Source organism: Cylindrospermopsis raciborskii Cr2010 (assembly GCF_003367075.2).
In the GTDB taxonomy this organism is placed as follows: domain Bacteria; phylum Cyanobacteriota; class Cyanobacteriia; order Cyanobacteriales; family Nostocaceae; genus Raphidiopsis; species Raphidiopsis raciborskii.
Genome location: NZ_CP065936.1, coordinates 1656530 through 1679136, shown reverse-complemented (window position 1 = coordinate 1679136; position 22607 = coordinate 1656530). Strand labels below are relative to the sequence as shown.

At 39.9% G+C, this 22607-nt stretch carries 22 protein-coding genes; 13 read left to right on the top strand and 9 right to left on the bottom strand.

Annotation, left to right across the window (positions count from 1 at the left end):
• Positions 1–17 precede the first annotated feature (17 nt).
• The 4 genes from C6N34_RS07630 to C6N34_RS07615 form a co-directional block, all read right to left on the bottom strand.
• The gene (locus C6N34_RS07630) at positions 18–2279 is read right to left on the bottom strand and encodes a transglycosylase domain-containing protein (RefSeq protein ID WP_115538166.1); all 2262 of its coding nucleotides are present in this window, start codon (positions 2277–2279) and stop codon (positions 18–20) included.
• Positions 2280–2333: 54 nt separating this feature from the next.
• A complete protein-coding gene (lspA, locus tag C6N34_RS07625; RefSeq protein ID WP_115538165.1) occupies positions 2334–2786 on the bottom strand; it encodes a signal peptidase II in 453 nt (150 codons plus the stop codon).
• Positions 2787–2835: 49 nt separating this feature from the next.
• A complete protein-coding gene (locus C6N34_RS07620; RefSeq protein ID WP_057177056.1) occupies positions 2836–3423 on the bottom strand; it encodes a biotin transporter BioY in 588 nt (195 codons plus the stop codon).
• A 97-nt stretch (positions 3424–3520) separates the two neighbouring features.
• On the bottom strand, positions 3521–5062 hold the full coding sequence (locus C6N34_RS07615) for an ATP-binding protein (RefSeq protein WP_236107474.1): 1542 nt from the start codon (positions 5060–5062) through the stop codon (positions 3521–3523).
• 136 nt (positions 5063–5198) lie between these two features.
• On the opposite strand from C6N34_RS07615, the gene C6N34_RS07610 reads away from it, so the two are divergent.
• The 9 genes from C6N34_RS07610 to C6N34_RS07570 all read left to right on the top strand — a co-directional run bounded on the left by C6N34_RS07610 (position 5199) and on the right by C6N34_RS07570 (position 12332).
• Positions 5199–5804, top strand: a complete 606-nt coding sequence (locus C6N34_RS07610) for a vWA domain-containing protein (protein ID WP_057176898.1) — start codon at positions 5199–5201, stop codon at positions 5802–5804.
• An 80-nt stretch (positions 5805–5884) separates the two neighbouring features.
• Positions 5885–6658 carry an ABC transporter permease gene (locus C6N34_RS07605; RefSeq protein ID WP_057176897.1) on the top strand — a complete coding sequence of 258 codons (774 nt, stop codon included), beginning with the start codon at positions 5885–5887 and terminating at the stop codon, positions 6656–6658.
• A gap of 124 nt (positions 6659–6782) precedes the next feature.
• A complete protein-coding gene (locus tag C6N34_RS07600) occupies positions 6783–7685 on the top strand; it encodes an ABC transporter ATP-binding protein (RefSeq protein WP_057176896.1) in 903 nt (300 codons plus the stop codon).
• A gap of 26 nt (positions 7686–7711) precedes the next feature.
• Positions 7712–8104, top strand: coding sequence for a DUF2358 domain-containing protein (locus C6N34_RS07595; RefSeq protein WP_057176895.1), 393 nt, complete (start codon positions 7712–7714; stop codon positions 8102–8104).
• Positions 8105–8147: 43 nt separating this feature from the next.
• Positions 8148–9335 (top strand): TRC40/GET3/ArsA family transport-energizing ATPase, encoded by a 1188-nt coding sequence (locus C6N34_RS07590; RefSeq protein ID WP_057176894.1) that lies wholly within the window; start codon positions 8148–8150, stop codon positions 9333–9335.
• A gap of 51 nt (positions 9336–9386) precedes the next feature.
• On the top strand, positions 9387–9545 hold the full coding sequence (locus C6N34_RS07585) for a hypothetical protein (RefSeq protein ID WP_236107472.1): 159 nt from the start codon (positions 9387–9389) through the stop codon (positions 9543–9545).
• 16 nt (positions 9546–9561) lie between these two features.
• Positions 9562–10254, top strand: a complete 693-nt coding sequence (locus C6N34_RS07580; RefSeq protein WP_141302948.1) for an IS1 family transposase — start codon at positions 9562–9564, stop codon at positions 10252–10254.
• Positions 10255–10291: 37 nt separating this feature from the next.
• Complete coding sequence (locus tag C6N34_RS07575; RefSeq protein WP_236107470.1) at positions 10292–10807, top strand: HAD family hydrolase; 516 nt, start codon at positions 10292–10294, stop codon at positions 10805–10807.
• Positions 10808–10814: 7 nt separating this feature from the next.
• Positions 10815–12332, top strand: a complete 1518-nt coding sequence (locus C6N34_RS07570) for a methyltransferase domain-containing protein (protein ID WP_115538190.1) — start codon at positions 10815–10817, stop codon at positions 12330–12332.
• Here the strand turns inward: C6N34_RS07570 and C6N34_RS07565 are convergent.
• Both C6N34_RS07565 and C6N34_RS07560 read right to left on the bottom strand, forming a co-directional pair.
• Entirely contained in the window at positions 12308–13672 is a 1365-nt protein-coding gene (locus C6N34_RS07565; protein ID WP_115538189.1) for a TIGR03279 family radical SAM protein, read from the bottom strand. The genes C6N34_RS07570 and C6N34_RS07565 overlap by 25 nt on opposite strands.
• Positions 13673–13715: 43 nt before the next feature.
• Positions 13716–14621, bottom strand: coding sequence for an undecaprenyl-diphosphate phosphatase (locus C6N34_RS07560; protein WP_057176891.1), 906 nt, complete (start codon positions 14619–14621; stop codon positions 13716–13718).
• Positions 14622–14790: 169 nt separating this feature from the next.
• On the opposite strand from C6N34_RS07560, the gene C6N34_RS07555 reads away from it, so the two are divergent.
• Positions 14791–15633, top strand: coding sequence for a DUF3120 domain-containing protein (locus tag C6N34_RS07555; protein ID WP_115538188.1), 843 nt, complete (start codon positions 14791–14793; stop codon positions 15631–15633).
• On the opposite strand, the gene C6N34_RS07550 is transcribed toward C6N34_RS07555, so the two are convergent.
• The gene (locus C6N34_RS07550; RefSeq protein WP_141302948.1) at positions 15601–16293 is read right to left on the bottom strand and encodes an IS1 family transposase; all 693 of its coding nucleotides are present in this window, start codon (positions 16291–16293) and stop codon (positions 15601–15603) included. The genes C6N34_RS07555 and C6N34_RS07550 overlap by 33 nt on opposite strands.
• Before the next feature lie 198 nt (positions 16294–16491).
• On the opposite strand from C6N34_RS07550, the gene psbU reads away from it, so the two are divergent.
• Both psbU and nadB read left to right on the top strand, forming a co-directional pair.
• The gene (gene psbU / locus C6N34_RS07545; RefSeq protein WP_040008377.1) at positions 16492–16920 is read left to right on the top strand and encodes a photosystem II complex extrinsic protein PsbU; all 429 of its coding nucleotides are present in this window, start codon (positions 16492–16494) and stop codon (positions 16918–16920) included.
• 92 nt (positions 16921–17012) lie between these two features.
• The gene (gene nadB / locus C6N34_RS07540; RefSeq protein WP_115538932.1) at positions 17013–18668 is read left to right on the top strand and encodes an L-aspartate oxidase; all 1656 of its coding nucleotides are present in this window, start codon (positions 17013–17015) and stop codon (positions 18666–18668) included.
• A gap of 54 nt (positions 18669–18722) precedes the next feature.
• Here the strand turns inward: nadB and C6N34_RS07535 are convergent, their stop codons facing one another.
• On the bottom strand, positions 18723–19721 hold the full coding sequence (locus C6N34_RS07535) for a vitamin K epoxide reductase family protein (RefSeq protein ID WP_115538931.1): 999 nt from the start codon (positions 19719–19721) through the stop codon (positions 18723–18725).
• Between the two features lie 41 nt (positions 19722–19762).
• Complete coding sequence (btpA, locus tag C6N34_RS07530; RefSeq protein WP_115538930.1) at positions 19763–20575, bottom strand: photosystem I biogenesis protein BtpA; 813 nt, start codon at positions 20573–20575, stop codon at positions 19763–19765.
• 672 nt (positions 20576–21247) lie between these two features.
• On the opposite strand from btpA, the gene rimO reads away from it, so the two are divergent.
• Entirely contained in the window at positions 21248–22567 is a 1320-nt protein-coding gene (gene rimO, locus C6N34_RS07525; protein ID WP_057176887.1) for a 30S ribosomal protein S12 methylthiotransferase RimO, read from the top strand.
• Positions 22568–22607: the final 40 nt, after the last annotated feature.

The following is a 22607-nucleotide window of genomic DNA, read 5'->3' as shown; positions in this document are numbered from 1 at the left end:
AAATCGCCCCGTCTTAGCTACTTAATTTGTCGCATATAATTTCCCCATAACTGTGCTGCTTGACCACTACTACCAAGGGTAGGAGAGTTGTTATCATTACCCAGCCAAATACCAGTGACCAATTGACGACTGGGAATAAAACCAATAAACCACAAGTCCACATTTTTATCTGTGGTTCCAGTTTTACCTGCTTCCTCACCCATTCCTATGGAAGCAGCACGACCAGTGCCCCTAGCTACCACAGCTTGCATCATGTCAGTCATAGTGTTAGCTACATTCTTTTTTAACACTGTTTGATTAGCTTTGGGATTTTGAGTAAAGGAATAAATCTCCCGACAGGTTTTTAAATTATTCCGATCTTCACAATCACTACTATCTAGAATTCGGGTAATAGCGTGGGGAGGATTCCATACTCCTCGATTGCCAATTGCTGCAAACGCACCGGTCATTTCCAGAACATTGACTACACTTTGACCCAGAACTAAACCGGGAACTGATTCCAAGGAGGATTTTATCCCTAACCTCTGGGCCATTTCTACTACCTTATTTAATCCTACCTCCCGTGCAAGTCTTAGAGCAATAGGGTTTTCTGACAGTGCAAAACCGGTAGCTACATCTAAGCTACCACCCCCACTGCGACAAGGTCTATAGGTAAATCCTCCCCAGGGAAAAGAATTACAAGAATAGCTCTTATAGGTGGGTATTCCTGCTTCTATAGCTGCAGCATAGGCAAAAACTTTAAAAGTAGATCCAGGTTGTCTTTGAGCTTGTATAGCACGGTTAAATTGGCTTTCTTTGTAATTTTTCCCCCCGACCATGGCTAATATGCTCCCAGTTTTGGCATCTAGGGTCACAATTGCTCCCTGGGAAAATCGCAAGTTGGAGCCAACCTTATTTACCGAATTTTGCAAGGCTGACTCAGCTTTAGCTTGAATTACTGGGTCTAATTTAGTTTCAATGATGTAGTTACCTTCTCTGGCTGCTCCTGCACCCAAAATTGATTCTAACTCTTGAAAAACGTAGTTGTAAAAATAGGGAGCAATAGTTTTAGCTTGTCTTTCACAAACTTTAGGACTGAATTGTACAGGAGATCTTCTGGCTCGATTTGCTTGAGTGGAATTAATCGTACCCATATCTAACATGCGTCGAATGACCCGATTCCGATAATCTGCTGCTGCTAATTTCCTAGGTCCATCTCCACAAAAGTCAAACCCATTGGGTGCAGGTAATATTCCCACTAAAGTTGCTGCTTCTGACAGGGTTAATTCTTTGGCAGATTTTTCAAAGTAATATTTAGCCGCATCTTCAAAACCAGAAGTGTCAGCTCCTAAAAATACTCGGTTTAAATAGGTAAGCAGGATCTCATCCTTGCTATAAAAGGTTTCTAATTTTAAGGAGACAATAGCTTCACGAATTTTTCTTCCTAAAGAATCCTGTCTACCTACATAATCACGAAATAAACTCCGTGCAAGCTGTTGGGTAACCGTACTAGCCCCTTGTTGCACATTTCCACTCTGTGTGTTAATGAATACTGCCCGCAAAATTCCTAGGGGGTCAACTCCAAAGTGCCAATAATAGCGACTGTCCTCCGAAGCGACTACTGCACCGGGTATGTAAGGACCGAAATCTGCTATTTCTTTAAGATCTACGTGAGAGATATTGCGGGGTTCTCGCAATGGGGTGTAGGCATCCCGGGCATAAATTACTACTGGTCCACTGGTTGCGGTGGGTAGGGGGTTAACGTCAAATTTTGTCCATTCCCAAACGATGGCCAGGGCAAATAAGGCAGTAATACCACTGATACCATACATTCCCCAAGTAAGAAATTTAATATGAGCAGGGGGTGGATCAAGATACTCAAGACTTACTGAAGCAGCTAGTTCTGGTGGACCCAGGGTAACAATATCACCATGTCTAAGTTTGAGAGATTTGACTCGGCGTTTTCCTAAGTAAATACCGTTAGTGGAATTTTCGTCTTTGATAGTGAAGACCGGGTTGTTTTGGCTTGAGTCCCTAGTGAGGGAAAGGTGAACCTGGCTAACTACTGGGTTAGGAACGATGATATCACAGGATCTGGAACTGCGACCTAAAATGTAACGTTCTCCCAATAGGGGATAGGTTTGGCTTTCTTCCCCGTTTTGCACCCACAGTTCCGGTACTTTGGCATTGGGTTTTAAAGCTAGTTTAGAAAAGTCTACTCTAGCTTGAATGGTATTTACAGCTTGAGTGATTTGACCAAGAAAGGTTTGGGGTTTTCGGGGTGGTTGTTGGGAACTCATGGTCTAGGATTGGGTAAAGTTAATTTATATCAAAATTAATTAGGAGTTTTCTGCTTAGGCTTTTTTCTGGGAACCAATTAGTAGACAAACAATACCTATACTAATAAATGAGTCTGCTAAATTGAAGACCGGGAAGTTGAATATACGAAAGTCCAGAAAATCTACCACATAGCCCAATATGAATCTATCAATACCATTACCTATAGCTCCCCCTAAAATTAAACCATAACCCAATTGTTCCCATACACTTAATAATGGCCCCCAAAGAGCGATCGCCACTAAAAGTAAACTTACGACTAGGGATAACCAACGTAACCACTCAACCTTACCACTAAAAAGACTAAAAGCTGCACCTGTGTTAGTTACGTATGTCAGATGAAAGACTCCTGGTAGTAAGGGCAAGGTTTGGTGTAAATCAAAGCTTTTAACCACGGACAACTTTGTCAGTTGGTCCAGAGCAAAAGCTATTACAGCAGCAATCCAAAACAGGCGATTTTTTAAACCCATGACAATTCTAGCATTAATTATGTGAGACGCAAAAATTACTAATGAGACATTAATAAAACATAATGTGTCGTAGGAGGTAAGCTATGACAGTAACAGCACAAAGCACGGCCAATTGTCCAGGGAGGGAAAACCAGGAATATTTAAGAATACCCTCCATTAAGGACAAATTTTGATTGTCCCCCCAGGAGAAAAGATAACTGGTTACCAAATAACAAATACCGCAAATGTGAATAGTTAACAATCCGCACAGACAACTAAAACCTAAGCTTTCTAATCGGGGTCTGGCTTTAAAGGCAAAATGTCCACAAATCCATGCTCCTGGAATAAACCCCAGTAAGTAACCAAATTGGGAAAGCTTAAGATATGCTATGCCTCCTCCTTGAGTAAATACCGGTAATAAGGTCAAGCCCATCACTAAATAAGCAATTTGGGAAAGGGCACCAGCACTTTTACCCCCTAAACAACCAACAAACAGTACAGCAGCAATTTGATAGCTAGTACCTAGAGGGAAGGTTTTAATTCCCTGTTGACTCCAGCTCCAGGGTAAGCTGGTACCGTATGCTTCTAAAAAGGTGCCGCCAATGGTCAACAGCAAGCCAATCATAGACCATAATAATTGATGGGAAGCAGCAAACATGGATTAGTTAATAACTAAATTAGATAAATAAACATTGCTATTGATTTGGAAGTGTCCAATCTCCCCAGTTCGGGATTACTGAGGGTTTGGCACTTTTCTAACTGCGAATTAGGGTAATAGTGCGCCCAGTGGGACTAAGAACCTCCTCCGTACTAATCCTCTCCCCCATGGGTGGTAAACCAGGACGGCGATCGAAAATCACTAACCAACCTGTATCTAATCCTAACCCATCCAGATATTTATCCAGTTGGGTCAAACCCTTGATTAACGGATCTGACTTTCTTTCACGCCACACCTTGAGTTCCATACCCATCACCACCTTGCCATATCGTAAACAAATATCCATTCTCCCAGAACCAATGGCATATTCCCGTTCTAACGTACCACCACCATTTACCACCCGGTGTAAAAATGCCATTAATACCAAATGGGGAGCAATCTCATGGTAGGGCGCACTTCTGAGTAATGGTTCCCCGTGTTGTCGCCAAAATTCCAGAAAAGCATGTAATAATTTATCAGGTAATAGTTCCCCTTGTTCATTTAGCCACAGAGGTTCAATTGCTCCAATAGAAACCCTAGTTGTATAACTTAGTACTAAAGGTAGAACTTCTTTATAAATTGGATTGGCAATTTCCAGTCCTTGTCCTTGATCTCGACACAGACCTAAATCCAGCACGTAACGAATATCATCCGGTGGTACGTCGGGTAAGTCCTCACCTGCTAAAATTGGTTCAATAATAGCTTTGACCCGCTCTTCCCGTAATCTTTCTGCTAAACTATCTAAATGGGTATCCTGACGCTGGATGAGAATTTCTTTGGCTTGGTTAATCACCTCAGCAGTAATGGGTTCATTCACATCCTGGACTAACACCTGGGTAGCTTGACGAGCTAGGGCGTTGACTAACCATGGTTGTCCATCGGTTAAATAATATGCCTGTTGAACTGCTCCCAGGGTAAACACCTGTCCCGTAGCTGTTGTATGTTGTTCATATAGATTTTGGACATCTGTAAAAGTAAAATTACTTAAAGTTAGGGATTCAGCCTTGATATTAAACGGACTAGACGTATTGAATCGTTCACTTCCACCGGATTTAACCTTATAGTCCCGCACATCCCGCATGCCAATTAAGCCCACCGAATGGGGGAAACCCTGGGGACGACGGGGAAAACCATCCCGTAACTGTCGCAATACTGAAATCAAGGTTTGATTTTGTAATGAGTCAATTTCGTCAATGAAGACTACTAGGGGACGAGGAGAGCTTTTTGCCCAACTTTTCAGGAAAGCACCAATAGTCTCCCTGCGCTCTGGGTCAAAAGGGGGATGGAGGTCTTCCGGAAGCCAAATATCAATCCCATCTTGCCAAGAACCCAAAATAGCCCTTTCAGCACGTTCTGGTTCATCAGGAAAAACCGACCCCACTTCCACGGAGAGCATCACTGCTGTATACTCCCCACTATCAGTTAATTCTTGAGCTAAAGCTATCATAGCAGTGGTTTTGCCTACTTGTCGCGGTGCATGAATGATAAAGTAATTTTCTCCATCAATTAATGTTTTCAACTGAGGTAGTCGTCCTGTGGGAGAGAGCATATAGTGGATATTAGCTTTGCAAGGGCCAGCAGTGTTGAATTGTTTAGGCATAATTGGCAATAAGTTAAGGTACTACTGTGGTTTAAATTTATCCCATTTTTCTAACTGGGAATTAGGATCCCCTCACCTTGCGCAAAAATGCCAGGTAAAAGATAAAATAAGAGTAAACTAATATTTAGAGTGAAATATGATGAGCGATCGCGACTATACACTAATCATTGATAAAAGTGGGAGCATGTCAACTCCGGATCAACGGGGTGGAAAAACCAGATGGGAAATAGCTCAAGAATCTACCATAGCCCTAGCCAGAAAGTGTGAGCAATTTGACCCAGATGGTATTACTGTTTATGTATTTTCCGGTAGATTTAAACGATACGAAAATGTGACAGCAGCAAAGGTTGCCCAGATATTTCAAGAAAATGATCCTGTTGGTACAACCAATTTAGCTGGAGTGCTTTTAGATGCTACTAATCAATATTTTCAACGTAAAGCATCTGGTCAAGCCAAACCAAATGGTGAAACCATTCTAGTGATTACTGATGGCGAACCGGATGATCGGAAAGCGGTTTTTGAAGTAGTTATTAACGCCTCTCGCAAAATAGATAAAGATGAGGAATTAGCAATTTCTCTAATTCAAGTAGGTACAGATGCGCAAGCTACAAAATTTCTCAAAGCTCTCGATGACCAGTTACAAAGTGTAGGAGCTAAATTTGATATTTGCGATACTGTGACTTTAGATGACTTGGAAGAGATGAGTTTAACAGAAGTTTTAATGAATGCAATTACTGATTAGTGGAATTGTAGAAGGTTTTGGAAAATTGTGGGTGACATGGTAGCATAGACCTCGGGTAATTTGGCAAGAGACTAATTAATATGAAATATTGGCGTGAAACCCTGGCTATAGCTCAGCGTATCTTAACGGAACTACTACGACGCAGACGAAGTCTAATTTTTTGGACTATTTTCCCAGTTTCTATTTTGATACTTAATGGCTTTGTTTTGTCAGAACGGGGAGAACTAGCCATGGAGGTAGCCTTAGAAAAAGCTGCACCTTCGAGTTTAGTGGGTGCGGCACTATTTTTTAGTTGTTTGGGTGGAACTGTTGCAACAGTTGTTGCGGAGAGAGAACAACAAACTCTAAAACGATTATTTATTTCACCTTTAAGTGGCACATCTTATTTTCTGGGAATTTTTTTAGCCCATAGCTGTATAGGAATTGGACAAACTCTGCTAGTATATATAGTTGCTGGGTTCTGGGGTGCAACCTTTCAAGGTTCAATATTATTAGGAATAGTCATTATTTTCTTGAGCATTATTGCATACGTGGGTCTGGGATTTGTCCTCGGGACACAACTAGCTCGTCGTACGGAAGACGTTAATGCTTTGGTAGCTACTTTTGGCGTACCCCTGTTAATTTTGGGGGGGACATTTTTTCCAAGTTCCCTATTTCCTAAAACTCTATTAGATATTGCTAAGTATAATCCTATTTACCACATGAATGAAGCTCTTTTAGGTGTTTCCGCTAATGGAGAAAAATTTAGCGATGTGAGCTTACACTTGCGCTTTTTGTTATTTTTTGCTACACTTACTCTCGTTTGTGGTTGGATATCTTATAAACGGATGTTGATGGTAGAAAAAAGACTTTAAACCAGTATAGTCACAAATAAATATCCTATTTCTATAGAAAGAGTTGACTTTGGTGAATTAAAGCCAAAAGTGGGGAGTATGATCCAATTCCAGCTCCCATTCCTGAAAAATATCAATTACCAAGATGCTTAAAATTAAAAATTTAAACAAGTCCTACAAAAACCGCAAAGTTCTACAAAATTTAACATTTGCCATCCAACCGGGAGAAGTTTATGGTTTACTGGGTGCTAACGGAGCAGGTAAAACAACTACTATTAATATTATTTGTAATCTTCTTAAAGCAGATAGTGGTCATGTCACAGTAAATCATCAGCCAATTTCTGGTTCTACAAAAAAACTCATTGGTATTGCTCCCCAGGAAAATATTCTATATAAAACCCTCTCCTGTGCGGAAAATCTGAGATTTTTTGCTGAGATTTATGGTTTAGACTCCAAAACCAAACAAAAACAAGTAGTGACTACCTTAAAATCCGTAAACTTGTTAGATAGAGCAGATAGTCCTGTAGAAACTCTCAGTGGAGGTATGCAAAGGCGTTTAAACATTGCTGTGGCTTTAGTACATCAACCTCAATTATTGATTCTTGATGAACCAACCACAGGACTAGATATTGAAGCTAGATATGAAATTTGGGAATTAATTCGCAATTTAAAAAATCAAGGTATGACCATACTGCTAACCACTCACCTACTAGATGAAGCTGAAAGACTTTGTAGTCGGATTGGAGTTTTAAAAAATGGTCAGATATTAGCTGAGGGAAGTTTAGCAGAATTAAAAACCCGGGTTCCGGGGAAGGAAATTGTTTTGGTGCAAACCAAAGAAGAAAGTACAGCTATATCAGTAGGTCGGGAAAATGGTTTTATTGTTCGACGGTATGGGAGTGATTTAGCCTTTTTACTACCAGAACCAATAGAACTAAAAGAATTATTGACTAAATTTGATGGTATAGAGATTGACTCTATTTCCCGCCAATCCCTGCGTTTAGAACATATTTATGTAGAAATTACCCAAGCGGATTTGAGTTTGTAGTTAGGTCACCTATTACTTTTATTTGTATGACGAATATTATCGAAACCCTAAAAGCAGATTACCAAAGATTTCCCCTTGAGCAGACTTACAGCATTTATGCACTAGATGTTTACTTTCAAGATCCAGTTTTTAAATTTCGTGGTTTAGAACTTTACAAGTGGATGATTAAATTTATTCACATATTTTTCACTAACTTACGGATGGATTTGCACCACATCGAACAAGACAAAAATATGATTAAGACCGAATGGACATTAAGCTGGAATGCATCCCTACCCTGGAAACCGAGAATTTCCATCTCTGGATGGACCCAATTAGGTCTTAATAATCAAGGATTGATTAGTTCCCATATAGATTATTGGCACTGTTCACGTTTAGATGTACTAAAACAACACCTATTTTCCGTAAAGAAAGGATAATGTAAATAAATGTCAACAAAATTCAGGTAGGACAGAATCATTCATGCGCGTAATTTTAATGACTGGTAAAGGTGGAGTAGGTAAAACTTCCGTCGCCGCTGCAACTGGATTGCGTTGTGCAGAGCTAGGTTATAAAACATTAGTTTTAAGTACAGATCCAGCTCATTCCTTAGCAGACAGTTTTGATTTAGAGTTAGGTCACGATGCAAAACAAGTGCGTCCCAACTTATGGGGTGCGGAACTGGATGCTTTGCAAGAACTAGAGGGTAATTGGGGAGCAGTGAAACGTTATATTACCCAGGTGTTACAAGCTAGGGGTTTAGAAGGGATCCAAGCAGAAGAGCTGGCAATCTTACCGGGGATGGATGAAATTTTCGGTTTGGTGAGAATGAAACGTCACTACGATGAAGGGGTATTTGATGTTTTAATTATAGACTCTGCTCCTACTGGTACAGCTTTAAGACTATTAAGTTTACCAGAAGTTGGTGGTTGGTATATGAGGCGGTTTTATAAACCTTTTCAAAACATATCAGTAGCCCTGAGACCATTAGTAGAGCCTATTTTTAAACCCATAGCGGGATTTTCTTTACCAGATAAGGAGGTAATGGATGCACCATATGAGTTTTATGAGCAAATAGAAGCCTTAGAAAAAGTTTTAACTGATAACACTCAAACCTCGGTTAGACTAGTGACTAATCCAGAAAAAATGGTAATTAAAGAATCATTACGAGCTCATGCTTACTTGAGTTTATATAATGTAGCTACAGATTTAGTCGTGGCCAATAGAATTATTCCGGAGGAGGTTGCGGATCCATTTTTCCTAAGATGGAAACAAAATCAAGAACAATATCGACGAGAAATTCATGACAACTTTCTCCCGTTACCAGTGAAGGAAGTCCCCTTATTTTCCGAGGAGATGTGTGGTCTAGCTGCATTAGAGAGATTGAAGGATACTTTGTATCCGGGTGAAGATCCCACCCAGGTTTATTATCGAGAGACGACCATTAGAGTGGTGCAAGAAAACAACCAATACAGCTTGGAGCTTTATTTACCGACTATTCCTAAAAGTCAGATCCAATTAAGTAAAAGTGGAGATGAATTAAATATTACTATTGGTAATCACCGACGTAATTTAGTTTTACCCCAAGCTTTAGCTGCTCTTCAACCTGCGGGAGCAAAAATGGAGGGTGACTACCTAAAAATTCGCTTTGCTAACAATGTGAGAGTTTAGTTAGTATGCAGTAATTATTACTCCCTGGGTTACCAGGGATTATTTTTAACAATGATGAAAGCACAATTAACCATTCAACAATTGCTTCTTGCAGCAGCAGACTTTACCCAAATAGAGTCTACACATAATGAACCCGCACTTTACGGAGTAACTGATGGAAAGCGTGTTGGGACATACTGGGAACATAGGCGTTGCATAATAGAGGTATGAATTGAGGTAATCTACTGTGCATTGTCCAAACTGCGGGTCTTCCAAAATCAGAAAGAATGGCAAACGTCGAGGTAAACAAAATCACATTTGTGTTGATTGTGGTCGTCAATTTATCGATGTCTATAGTCCACCTAAAGGCTATTCAGAAGAAGTTAAACAAAGTTGCCTGCGCTCTTATGTTAACGGTATGGGATTTAGAGCAATTGAACGCGATAAAGGCGTTCATCATACAACTATTATTTACTGGCTAAAACAAATTGGTTCCATACTTCCAGATGCTCCACCAGTTGAGGAAACACCCTTGGTAGGTGAGCTTGATGAGTTGGAGACCTTTGTGGGATCAAAAAAAAACAAAATATGGTTGTGGACAGCAGTAAATCACTTCCGTAAAAATATCCTGGCTTGGGTTGTGGGAGACCACAGCTCACAAGCATTTCAACCTTTGTGGGACATCGTTAAACTCTGGCAATGCTTTTTTTATGTTACTGATGGGTGGAGGGTTTATCCGAGTTTTATTCAGCCAGAGGATCATATTGTGAGCAAAACATATATGACTAGGGTAGAGGGTGAAAATACACGTTTACGTCACTACTTAGCGCGACTACATAGAAAAACGCTATGCTATTCAAAATCTGTAGATATGCTTAGGTATTCAATTAAATTATTACTTCACTATTTAAAGTATGAAGTAATACCCGCGTTTAGTTGATTCATCCCGCAAATATGCAACGCCGGAACATAAATTCATGGATTATTTATCCGAAAACTACAGCTATCAAAGGGGTAATTCAGCTGCGGGTATTGATATTCCCGATCTTGAAGTTGATATAAAAACAACTAGTATAAAGCAACCTCAATCTTCTTTTCCTTTTAAGTCTGCTACCCAAAAGATATTTGGGCTGGGATATAATCTTCTTGTTTTTGTCTATGCTAAATATGACAATCATCAAACTAGAACCGGAAGATTAGAAATACAGCATACCATTTTTTTGGACAAGAGTAGGACAGCGGATTTCCAAACAACTGCAGGACTATTAGATATAATAAGTCACAATGGTAAAAAGGATGATATCATTGCATTTTTGATGTCTAGAAACTTACCGGTTGATGACATAGTAGTAAGTCAGTTAGCCGAGAGAATTTTGGAATCAAGTCCAAATCAGGGCTACCTGACAGTCTCTAATGCTCTTCAATGGAGATTGCAATATAACCGTGTTATTCAAGAAGCAGGAAATATATCAGGTATCATTAGAGTTGGATAGTTAAAAAATGGCTAAGTCATCACAGAAATCGGAATTTGGAGATTTTCAAACACCTGACAATCTAGCAAAATGTGCAACCCATCTTCTTAAGGATAAGTATGGTGTTCGTCCAGATCTAATTATAGAACCTACTTGCGGAAAAGGAGCCTTTATTAGAGCTTCCTTGACTGAATTTAAACACACCAAAATTGTGGGTTTCGACATTAATGAAGAACACATTCAATATGCAAAAACCTCCTCATTAAGATACCCCAATTCAGAGAATGTAACTCTTTGTGTACAGGACTTCTTTAGCATGAATTGGGATGCTTTTTTGGCTGATTTTGTGGGGTCTATTTTGGTAATTGGCAATCCTCCCTGGGTAACCACTAGTGAGCTAACTATTCTCAACAGCAAGAATTTACCTTCAAAGTCAAACTTTCAAAATCGTCAAGGTATTCACGCCATCACCGGTTCCAGTAATTTTGATATTTCAGAATGGATGCTTCTCAAACATGTCCAATGGCTGACTAAAAAAGAGGGAACTTTAGCAGTTTTATGTAAGTATTCAGTCGCTCGGAAAATTATTAATCAGGTAATAACAAAATTCGGTAATAGATTTTCTGCTGATATTTATCTGATTGATGCTAAAACATTGTTTGGAGCATCCGTAGATGCTTGCTTTTTCGTTTTGTCTAACAGTGGCAATACTAATTGTGATTTTAAGATTTATCAAGATCTACAATCAGACCAGACTATATATTCAATTGGAAACAGAGATGGGAGAATGGTTAGGGACACTACCAAGTATGAAAAATGGAAACATTTATCTGGACAAGATTTAAGATATACTTGGCGTTCTGGGATCAAACACGATTGCTCTAAAATAATGGAGTTTCAATGTGTTGACGATGGGTTATTTATCAATGGAATGGGCGATAAATATTTTCTTGAGAGGGAATATTTGTATCCCCTTTTGAAAGGTTCTGATATTGCTAACAGTAGAATTGATTCTCACCACAAGTTTGTCTTAGTTACTCAGAAATCAGTAGGTGAAGATACAATAATTATCCGCGATAAAGCACCTAAAATTTGGCAGTACCTGCTTGAACATGACCAGTTTTTAAAAACTAGAAAGAGTTCAATCTATAAAAATAAACCTCCCTATTCTATATTTGGTATAGGGGAATATTCCTTTAAAAATTGGAAAATTGCCATATCTGGACTTTACAAAAAACTAAATTTTTGTCTTGTTGAACCTATTGGTAATCAACCGGTAATGTTAGATGACACTGTCAATTTTTTGTCTTTTGATACCCAGAGGGAAGCAGAATTTATTTTCAGTCTTATTACTTCTGATCCATCTATTGAGTTTCTTAATTCAATGATATTTTGGGATGAAAAACGACCAATAACAATAGATATTTTGCGCAGAGTCTCCCTGAAAGCTGTCGCTCGGGAAATAGATGTTTTAGAAATATATTTAGCATTGGGTCAGGTGGTGAGATCTAATCCTAATGGTCAGCTGGAGTTGGCGATAGTATGATCCATATTCCCCCCAACTTCCCCCAAATCTCTGATTAAATCCTCCACTCCTGCAACTGGTAATATCCTAACATCCAATTCCTTAGATACCTGTGCTACAGTCATATCATCCAAAAATACTAATTCACCATGTTTGAGCATGATGCTGGGCAATAATAAACCATCACCTAAATCCTTCCCTTTCAGGTGGTAGAGTAAATCATGTCCAGTTAATAACCCGGTAACGGTGATATTTTGTCCCCAATAGTCACTATATAGTGCAACCATATTTACCCTTAAACCTTCAACTTTATTTAACCTGTCAACCAGGGGTGTAAATGCTTTCTCTACCGCATTTCCCACTACCCAAGTTAATGTTTTCTCAGGAGAAATTTTTGCCGGTAGTAATTTATTCGCTACTTGATTAAATTCCTTCATAAATAATCTTATGGAACCTACTCCATTATCTATTTGTGGATATTCTTCATACTCCTCCTGTGCTGGTAGTTCCTCACCACCAATTAAAAACCATTCATCCGCTAACCAGACTACCCGAGAATCATATTTCTGCTTAAATTCTTGACCAAGCATTTCTACCTGACCTATTACTTCCCTGGCTTTTTCCCTGGTTACGGGAATCAACTCATCCTGTGAGGGACGAAATCTGGTTAAACCCACAGGAACTACTGCTACTGATGCTACTGTGGGTACTTCCCCCATATAAAAGGATGCTAAATCTCTTAGTGTTCTTTCCAGGTGTGAACCATCATTAATTCCAGGACAAACTACCACTTGAGCATGAATTTGTAAGCGTCTTGCTTGAAACCATTTAATTTGCTCTAAAATCTCTCCAGCTCGACTATTTTTTAAAAGTCTAATTCTTATTTCTGGTTCTGTTGCATGAACTGAAATATATAAGGGTGATAGTCTCATTTGCTCAATTCTTTGCCATTCTCTTGTAGGTAAATTGGTCAGGGTTAAATAGGAACCATACAAGAAACTTAAACGATAATCATCATCCTTTAAATATAAGCTGGAGCGTTTACCAGGTGGTTGCTGGTCAATAAAACAAAAGGGACAGCGATTATTACATTGAATTAAGTTATCAAATAAAGCTGTGCCAAATTCTATTCCTAGGTCTTGGTCGTAGTCTTTCTCAATTTCAACTTGATGAATTTTACCATGTTTATCTAATACTTCTATTTCTAAAATTTCATCTGCACACAAAAACTGATAATCTATTAAGTCGCGGGGTTTGATTCCGTTAATGCTCACAATGGCATCACCTGCTTCAAATCCAACCTCAGCAGCAATGGATTCGGGTATAACACTGGTAATTTTTGCCGGTTTAATCTCAGACATGATAATTTTTAACAGCTTTATTTTAGACTAATCTCAGTTTTCATCACCCCTGCCAACCATTAGCAAGTGCCAATAAAATTGCTCCGCCAAAAGCTAGTCTATACCAAACAAAGATAAAAGTGTCTTTAGTTTGTAAATAACGAATTAAAAATGCAATTGACAGGTACGAAAAAATAAAGGTCGAGATAATTCCTATAACCAATAACAAAACTATATTCTCTGGTAATTGCCCCTCTTGAAAGAGATGAAATATTTTTAAGCTCTTGTATAAGGTGGCTATGGTCAAGGTGGGAAAACCTAATAAAAATGAAAATTTTGCTGCTGTGTCTCTTTCTAGTCCTAAAAACAAGGCTGTGGTCAATGTGGAACCAGAACGAGAAACCCCAGGAATTAAGGCTAGGGATTGTCCTATCCCTACTAAAATACCATCTCGAATTTGCAAATGATCAAATCCCCGCTTGCGATCGCCAATTTTTTCAGCCAATCCCAATAAAATAGCCATGACTACTGACATTGTACCAATAATTAGGGCGCTTTCGGGCAAAATGTCCTTTAACAAAAAACCAAGAACTAGTGCTGGTATGGTTCCAACAGCAATACCTATTACAATTTTCCACTCTTCCCTTTGCCAGTCCTTATCCTTAAACCCTTCCACTGCTCCTTGAATAATACTGGCAATCAATGACCGAAAATACAATAAGATTGCCACCACACTGCCAAATTGAATCGCATCAACAAAGTCTTTAGCCCCTAACTCTTTCCAACCAAATACTTTAGTAAAAATTAATAAGTGAGCTGTACTACTAATCGGTAAAAATTCGGTAATACCTTGGACTATACCTAAAATAAACGCTTGTAACCACTCTAGATTAGCTTGATTGCCGTTCTCAGCCACAGCAAGCATTGGTGATAATAGTAACTCATTAGCTGTTCCTAAGATTGTGATCATGAATTAGACTCGCTTGATACGATGACATATCCTAGCAAGTTATTCTCAAGTTGTCCAACCTAACAGTTCATTTTTTGCGCCTTGTGCTTTATGATCAAAATACCCCTGGGGGGGATTTTACAGTGTGATACTGTAAAAAGATAAAGTTTAGTAACAAATATTAAAAACTTTGATTAATAACACACTCTCATCCTACAAAACTGTGAACTCCTCTATTAAAAATGATTTACATACCTCCGAGAGCAAGGCCATAAGTATGGATGAGTTCCATTCTCCTCTGTTCTTATTACCCGCCTTACCGAAAGCGATCGCCATCAGTCAAAGTTGGTTAATATTTGGAGCTGCGGTGTTTTTAATATCCGTACCGGTATTTATAGAGGCACCTTTAGTGCGATCTTTACCGACTATAAGTCTAGCCATTACTGGATTGTGGGTGTGGTTAAGTTTACAATTAATGTCGAATGAAAAAACTTATATTTGGGGTGATTTACTCTTAGGATTTAGTCTTACCTGGTTAACAGGGGCAATTTACTGGGGTTGGTTACGGTGGGAACCACTGTGGCACTTACCCATAGAATCCATATGTCTACCCATGGCCCTTTGGTGTTTACACAGAAATTGGGGTAAAATCGGTAACTGGTTTTATCTTGGCTCTCTATTTGGTACAGTCCTAACAGATGTATATTTCTACCTAGTAGACCTAATGCCCTATTGGCGGCAAATTATGCAAACTGATGTTCTAGGAGTATCACAAATATTTAAAAATGCCTTATTACAAGTACAAACTCCCTGGGGACAAGGCTGGGCTATAGTTTTAGCTCTATCACTATTAATTGCTGGTTTACTACCATTAAAAAATAAACAAAAGCATTGGTATGCATTTAGTGGAGCAGTTTTGAGTACAATCCTAGTAGACAGTCTATTTCTAGTAGCTGCGATTCTGGCTAAAAATTCTGGCGTTGCATATTTGCGGGATGAATCAACTAAACGCGGGTATTACTTCATACTTTAAATAGTGAAGTAATAATTTAATTGAATACCTAAGCATATCTACAGATTTTGAATAGCATAGCGTTTTTCTATGTAGTCGCGCTAAGTAGTGACGTAAACGTGTATTTTCACCCTCTACCCTAGTCATATATGTTTTGCTCACAATATGATCCTCTGGCTGAATAAAACTCGGATAAACCCTCCACCCATCAGTAACATAAAAAAAGCATTGCCAGAGTTTAACGATGTCCCACAAAGGTTGAAATGCTTGTGAGCTGTGGTCTCCCACAACCCAAGCCAGGATATTTTTACGGAAGTGATTTACTGCTGTCCACAACCATATTTTGTTTTTTTTTGATCCCACAAAGGTCTCCAACTCATCAAGCTCACCTACCAAGGGTGTTTCCTCAACTGGTGGAGCATCTGGAAGTATGGAACCAATTTGTTTTAGCCAGTAAATAATAGTTGTATGATGAACGCCTTTATCGCGTTCAATTGCTCTAAATCCCATACCGTTAACATAAGAGCGCAGGCAACTTTGTTTAACTTCTTCTGAATAGCCTTTAGGTGGACTATAGACATCGATAAATTGACGACCACAATCAACACAAATGTGATTTTGTTTACCTCGACGTTTGCCATTCTTTCTGATTTTGGAAGACCCGCAGTTTGGACAATGCACAGTAGATTACCTCAATTCATACCTCTATTATGCAACGCCAAAATTCTTAACCATGGGAGAGCAGCTAAGTCATAGAGTGTCAATCAGAAGTTGTATAGTAGTTTTTGACTCCTACAAACATTCCCTCAGTGGAATGAGAGCGGACTACCCGTAGTTAAAAGAGTTGATTTTTGTTTGATGGAAAGAGGAAAGAAAATTGTGAAAGGATTAGTGCGTTTATTAACAGTTTTTAGTTTGTTACTCGGATGCTGGGGATGGTTAGGAACAACCCAAACAGCTCAAGCTTGGGATTTTAGCCGTGTTAACCTACCCCAAACGCCAATTTTGGCAATTGCTCGGCAAAATAAAGCTGATCAGAAACTAGCAACGGATTTTGGTAAAAAAATAGACCTGAATAATACCAACATTGCCCGATTTCAGGGGATCAGAGGGTTTTATCCGGTTCTGGCTAAAAAAATCATTGCTAATGCTCCTTATGTTAAGGTAGAAGACGTGTTGGAAATTAAAGGTTTGAGCGATCGCCAGAAACAACTTCTACAAAATAATTTAAGTCAATTTACCGTAACAAAATACGATGCTGAATTCAACGAAGGCGATGATCGTATTAACAACGGTATTTACAGATAAGACAAATACCTAATGGGTGAGGAGGGGTGAAAAATTTTCTCCCCCTAATCTCCCGTTTTCTGATTCCTTGTTTATACCCATATACCTTAACCTTGACTGAAATAGATATCAATCAGACATTTGATGTACTAGTGGTAGGTGCTGGTGCTGCTGGACTATATACAGCTTTATGTTTACCTGCATCTTTACGAGTTGGCTTAATTACTAAAGAAAACCTTACCCTATCTGCTAGTGATTGGGCTCAGGGTGGTATTGCTGCTGCCATATCCCCAGAGGATTCACCAAAACTCCATATTGAGGACACCTTAAAAGCTGGTGCAGGTTTATGTGATATTAAATCGGTAGAATTCTTAGCTCATAAAGCTCCCGATTGCATTCAGGCTTTATTAAATTTAGGTGTGGCCTTTGATCGTCATGGTACAACCCTAGCCTTAACCTTAGAAGCTGCTCATTCTCGTCATCGAGTGCTCCATGCAGCAGATACTACAGGTAGGGAAGTAACTACCACCCTAGCAAATCAAGTATTATGTCGTCCAAATATTCAAGTAATTCAACAGGCTTTAGCCCTTTCTATCTGGTTAGATGCAAAAACTGGACACTGTCAGGGAATTAGTCTGTTTTATGAAGGAGAAGTAACTTGGTTAAGAGCGGGTGCAGTAGTTTTAGCCACAGGTGGTGGAGGTCAAGTATTTGCTCAAACTACTAATCCAGCAGTGAGCACAGGTGATGGGGTGGCCATAGCTTGGCGCTCGGGTGCGATTATTCGCGATCCAGAATTTGTGCAATTTCATCCTACCGCTTTAATAAAACCAGGAAGGTTTTTAATTAGTGAAGCTGTAAGGGGAGAGGGAGCCCACTTAATTGATGATCAGGGACGACGTTTTGCGTTTGATTATCATCCCGCAGGTGAACTAGCACCCAGAGATGTGGTCAGCAGAGCTATCTTTAGTCATCTACAACGTACCACCAAGGATTTAGCCACTGCCCATGTTTGGTTAGATATGCGTCCCATAGGTTCGGATAGAATCCGCCAAAGGTTTCCTAATATTATTAAAGTTTGTCAGTATTGGTCCATAGATGTATTTAATCAACCTATTCCCGTATCTCCCGCAGCTCATTATTGGATGGGTGGTATTCTCACGAATTTAGAAAATTGCACTTCCATTCCCGGTTTATATGCTGTGGGGGAAACTGCTAGTACTGGTGTTCATGGTGCCAATCGTCTGGCCAGTAATTCCCTACTAGAATGTATAGTGTTTGGGGCACAGATGGCTGATTTGAAATTGCCATCGGTAGTACCATCCAATTTACATCCCAGTTCCTGGGAATGTAATTTAACCGAGTGGGAAAGCCAAAAATCAGTATTAGAAAGTATGAGAGAAAATTTGCCCCGACTAGTTTGGCAAAGTGCGGGTATTTGTCGAGAACAAGTAAGTCTAGACCGGGCGATCGCCCAGGTTGTATTTTGGCAAGGGGAATTTGCCAGTTTACCTTTGAGTCAGTTTTTAAAAACCTTACCTGGTGGAACAGCGGCTAAATTTAATTATTCCGATATCAACCAGTTATTACGTCTATGGGCAGAAACCCAAAATTTATTAGATGTAGCTTATTTAATTCTTAAAAGTGCTGCTTTTAGGAAAGAAAGTCGAGGTGGGCATTATCGTTCAGACTATCCAGAAGCGGTTAATGAATGGCAAGTGCACACAATGATCCAAGATGATCGTTGGTGGAAATCTGAGGGAATTTAGGCTAAAACTCCTAGTATGGAATCAATGGGAGGGAGTGGGTAATCAGTTGTGAAATCACCGAAAGTATTTGAAATTTTGTGGACCCATATAACCGCTAAGTCTAGCTAAATCACTCAAATTTTGCACTCCACCATAGATTTTACCGTTAATTATCCAAGAGGGGAAGCCCTGAATCTTTGCCGCTTGACACAGCGCTGGTTTGCCTTTAGGACTGTCTGCAGCACATTCTACTGTAATATTATTATTATTGATGATTTGATAGGCTTCTTTACCAAAGAGTAGCTTCTGTTCATGACAATGGGGACACCAATAGGCAACGTACTCTTTAGCACCAATTTTTACTAAGTGCTGGGCTAGGGCAATTTCCGATTCTCCCGAAGTGGTGGTTATTTCCCAACCAAAATTAGGATTGGGTTCTTCCCTGGGTGAAAAAGTAATACGTTGTTGACCGGAGGTGGTAGTATCAGTGGTGATATCAACGGGGGGTTTGGAGTAAATACCTAAAGTGGTAATTAGTGTGACCACAACAACTATCAACCCAATAAATAGAACTTGACCTATATCCTCCCATTCTCTTCCTAAAATGGTCAAAATCAGCATACTCAAAGCAAAAATTGCTGATGCAATACAGTACCAACATACAGCTTGCAGTTGAAATGCTAGAACATACATTAAATAGCCACTGAACACAGTCATGGCGATCGCTCCGATCAATAGTAGCCACCAACTTAAATTCTCTATTTGTTGTATATTCTTGCTTTGATTACTTTTCTTGCTATCCTTTGATATTAGCAAAATAGGAGATAGAGCTAGTATAAACATGACCATGTATGATAACAAGCCAAACAGAGCCAAAGGTTGACCAAACACAGTTCCCCAGTAGCTGGAGAGAACATCCATACAACCCTGCTCCCCAACATTGCATACAGGCGTACCACCTGTTAACTTTTCGTAAGTAAGATAACCCGTGTTAAGAATACCAAGAGTGGCGATCGCCCCGAGGAGGGGACGAGACCAATAATGAATCCAGGGAGTAGAACGACGACGAATCATAATTGTTTATCAGTTTAGTTATTAGCAGTATTATTGAGCAATTAAATTTTTGTAGTAATGCTTCTATGAGCAGCTTCTACAAATTGACTCACACGGGTAGGATCAATGGGTTGAGAGATTTGACCATGACGTTTGAGAGAGCTGGAAACAATGACTCCATCAACTACTGGCATAAGAGTACCAATATTTTCCCAACTGGCACCGCTACCGATAAATACTGGAGTAGTAGCAGCAACCCTGCTAGCCAATTTTAAATCTTCCAAGCTGGGAGGACTACCAGTTTCCAAACCCGATAAAATCACCCCATCAGCCAAACCCCGTTCTATAGTGTCTTTAATAGCCACACTCAGATGAGGATGACCCAGGGGACGAGCATGTTTAACTAATACATCAGCCAGAATTTTCACATCGGAACCTAATTCTCGACGATAACGGAGTAACTGGTGTGCCCTGCCTTCTATCAATCCTTGATCCGTATCCATAACACCGGTCAAAACATTAACACGAATAAATTCAGCCTTTACACAACTGGCTATCGCCATAGCACTTTCCGCATCGTTTCTTAAAACATTTAAACCCAGAGGCAAAGTGACCAGATTTTGAATTCTCTGCACTGCTAGGGTCATAGCACTAACCACAGCAGGATCAACGTGATTTTTAGTAAAGGGGGCGTCGAAAAAATTTTCTACAATTAAAGCATCCACACCACCACTGGCCAAGGCGGTAGCTTCCTGTTCCGCGCGGTCAATTACTGCTTTCAGACTACCTCCCCAGCGGGCTGATGTGGGTAAAGGTAACAAATGAACCACACCAATAATAGGTTTACGAGTTTTGAATAGTTTATATAAGTTCACGTTTTTAATTTCACTAGAGCATTCTTCAATCCAGGGATGGGGAAGTTTAGGGGGAGTTCTCCACCAGATTTAACTGGTCATTGTCTTGATGCGTTTTAGCGTGTTATTCAGAAATTAAAAAATCTCCTCATGCTCAAGATGTAAATTGCTGTTAAACCTTTCATAAGATATGTTAAGATAAAACTTGGCTACAAGAGGAGCTTGCCACTCAAAAAATGCAAGACAAATGTCCTGATTTTTCAGTACCTGGCCGTATGTAATATACAGCACAGTTCTAAGAACTAGGTCGTGGAACTGCTTGATGGGTTTAGTCGCCTTGGCGATTTCCCGGAGGGTAGCAACTTCTCAAAAACAGCCCTTGGGGCGGCTTCCCGACGGGTAAATTAACAACGCGCACGCTAGGGTTTTGTAAAATACCATTAAGCGAATCGTTAAAAAATATGAAGAGTGTCCTAACTACCCAAAGACACCAGAATTTACCCGAGGAAACAAAATAACAAAAACATCATAACATAACCTCAATCATCAAGTATGAATGGGGTCAGACCGTGACGAGCATGAACTAGAGATCTAGAGATAGATATCAAAAGAGAGTGTTCAATGCGGATTTAAGGTGCAAGGAAGGTGTCCATGAACTTGTGTTAACGAAAAAAGTGAAGATATATTCAAGATATGGGTGATAAGCCAACAATTGCCATTTCACACCTGGGCTGCGAGAAAAACCGAATAGACACAGAACACATACTAGGACTGCTGGTAGAAGCGGGATACGGTGTGGATACGAACGAGGATCTAGCAGACTATGTGATAGTAAATACCTGTAGTTTCATTGAAGCTGCCAGGGAAGAATCGGTGAGAACCCTAGTGGAGTTAGCGGAGGCCAACAAAAAGATAGTAATTGCTGGTTGTATGGCCCAGCACTTTCAAGAACAACTATTAGAGGAGTTACCAGAAGCGGTAGCGGTAGTAGGGACTGGGGACTACCACAAGATAGTAAATGTGCTTGAACGGGTGGAGAAAGGAGAACGAGTCAAACAAGTTAGTGTTGATCCCATATATATAGCGGACGAAAACACGCCCCGTTATAGAACGACCACAGAAGGAGTAGCTTATCTTAGAGTTGCTGAAGGCTGTGACTATGGTTGTGCATTTTGTATTATTCCCTATTTGAGGGGCAAGCAGCGATCGCGCAGCATTGAATCAATAGTAGGGGAAGCCAAGCAACTAGCAGCGCAGGGGGTCAAGGAGCTAATTTTGATTTCCCAGATTACGACCAACTACGGGTTAGACATTTATGGTCAACCTAAATTGGCCGAGTTAATTCGCGCCTTGGGGGAAGTAGACATTCCCTGGGTAAGAATGCACTACGCCTATCCCACAGGAATAACACCGGATGTGATTAAGGCAATTCAAGAAACGGCGAATTTCCTTCCCTACTTAGATTTGCCCTTGCAACATTCCCATCCTGAAATACTGCGCGCCATGAATCGTCCCTGGCAAGGTAGAGTCAATGATGGAATTATTGAGCGGATAAAAACCGCACTACCGAAAGCAGTGTTGAGGACAACATTTATAGTTGGGTTTCCTGGGGAGACACAAGAGCATTTTGATCATTTGTTGGAGTTTACCGAGCGACATCAATTTGATCATTTGGGAGTTTTCACATTTTCACCGGAAGAGGGAACTCCAGCGTATGACCTACCAAATCAGTTACCACAGGAATTGATGGTAGAAAGACGGAATCAACTTATGGAAATACAACAGCCCATTTCCCTGCGCAAAAATTGGCAGCAGGTGGGAAAAATAGTTGATGTCCTAATTGAACAAGAAAATCCCCAAACAGGGGATTTAATAGGACGTTCCGACAGATTTGCCCCAGAAGTAGATGGTCAAGTGTATGTTCAGGGGAAAGCCAGCTTAGGAACAATAGTGCCTGTGAAAATCACCACTGCGGATGCTTATGATCTATACGGTGAAGTAGTCATGGCATAGCAACCGAGTGCAAATACAAGTCCAAATACAGATCTAAATA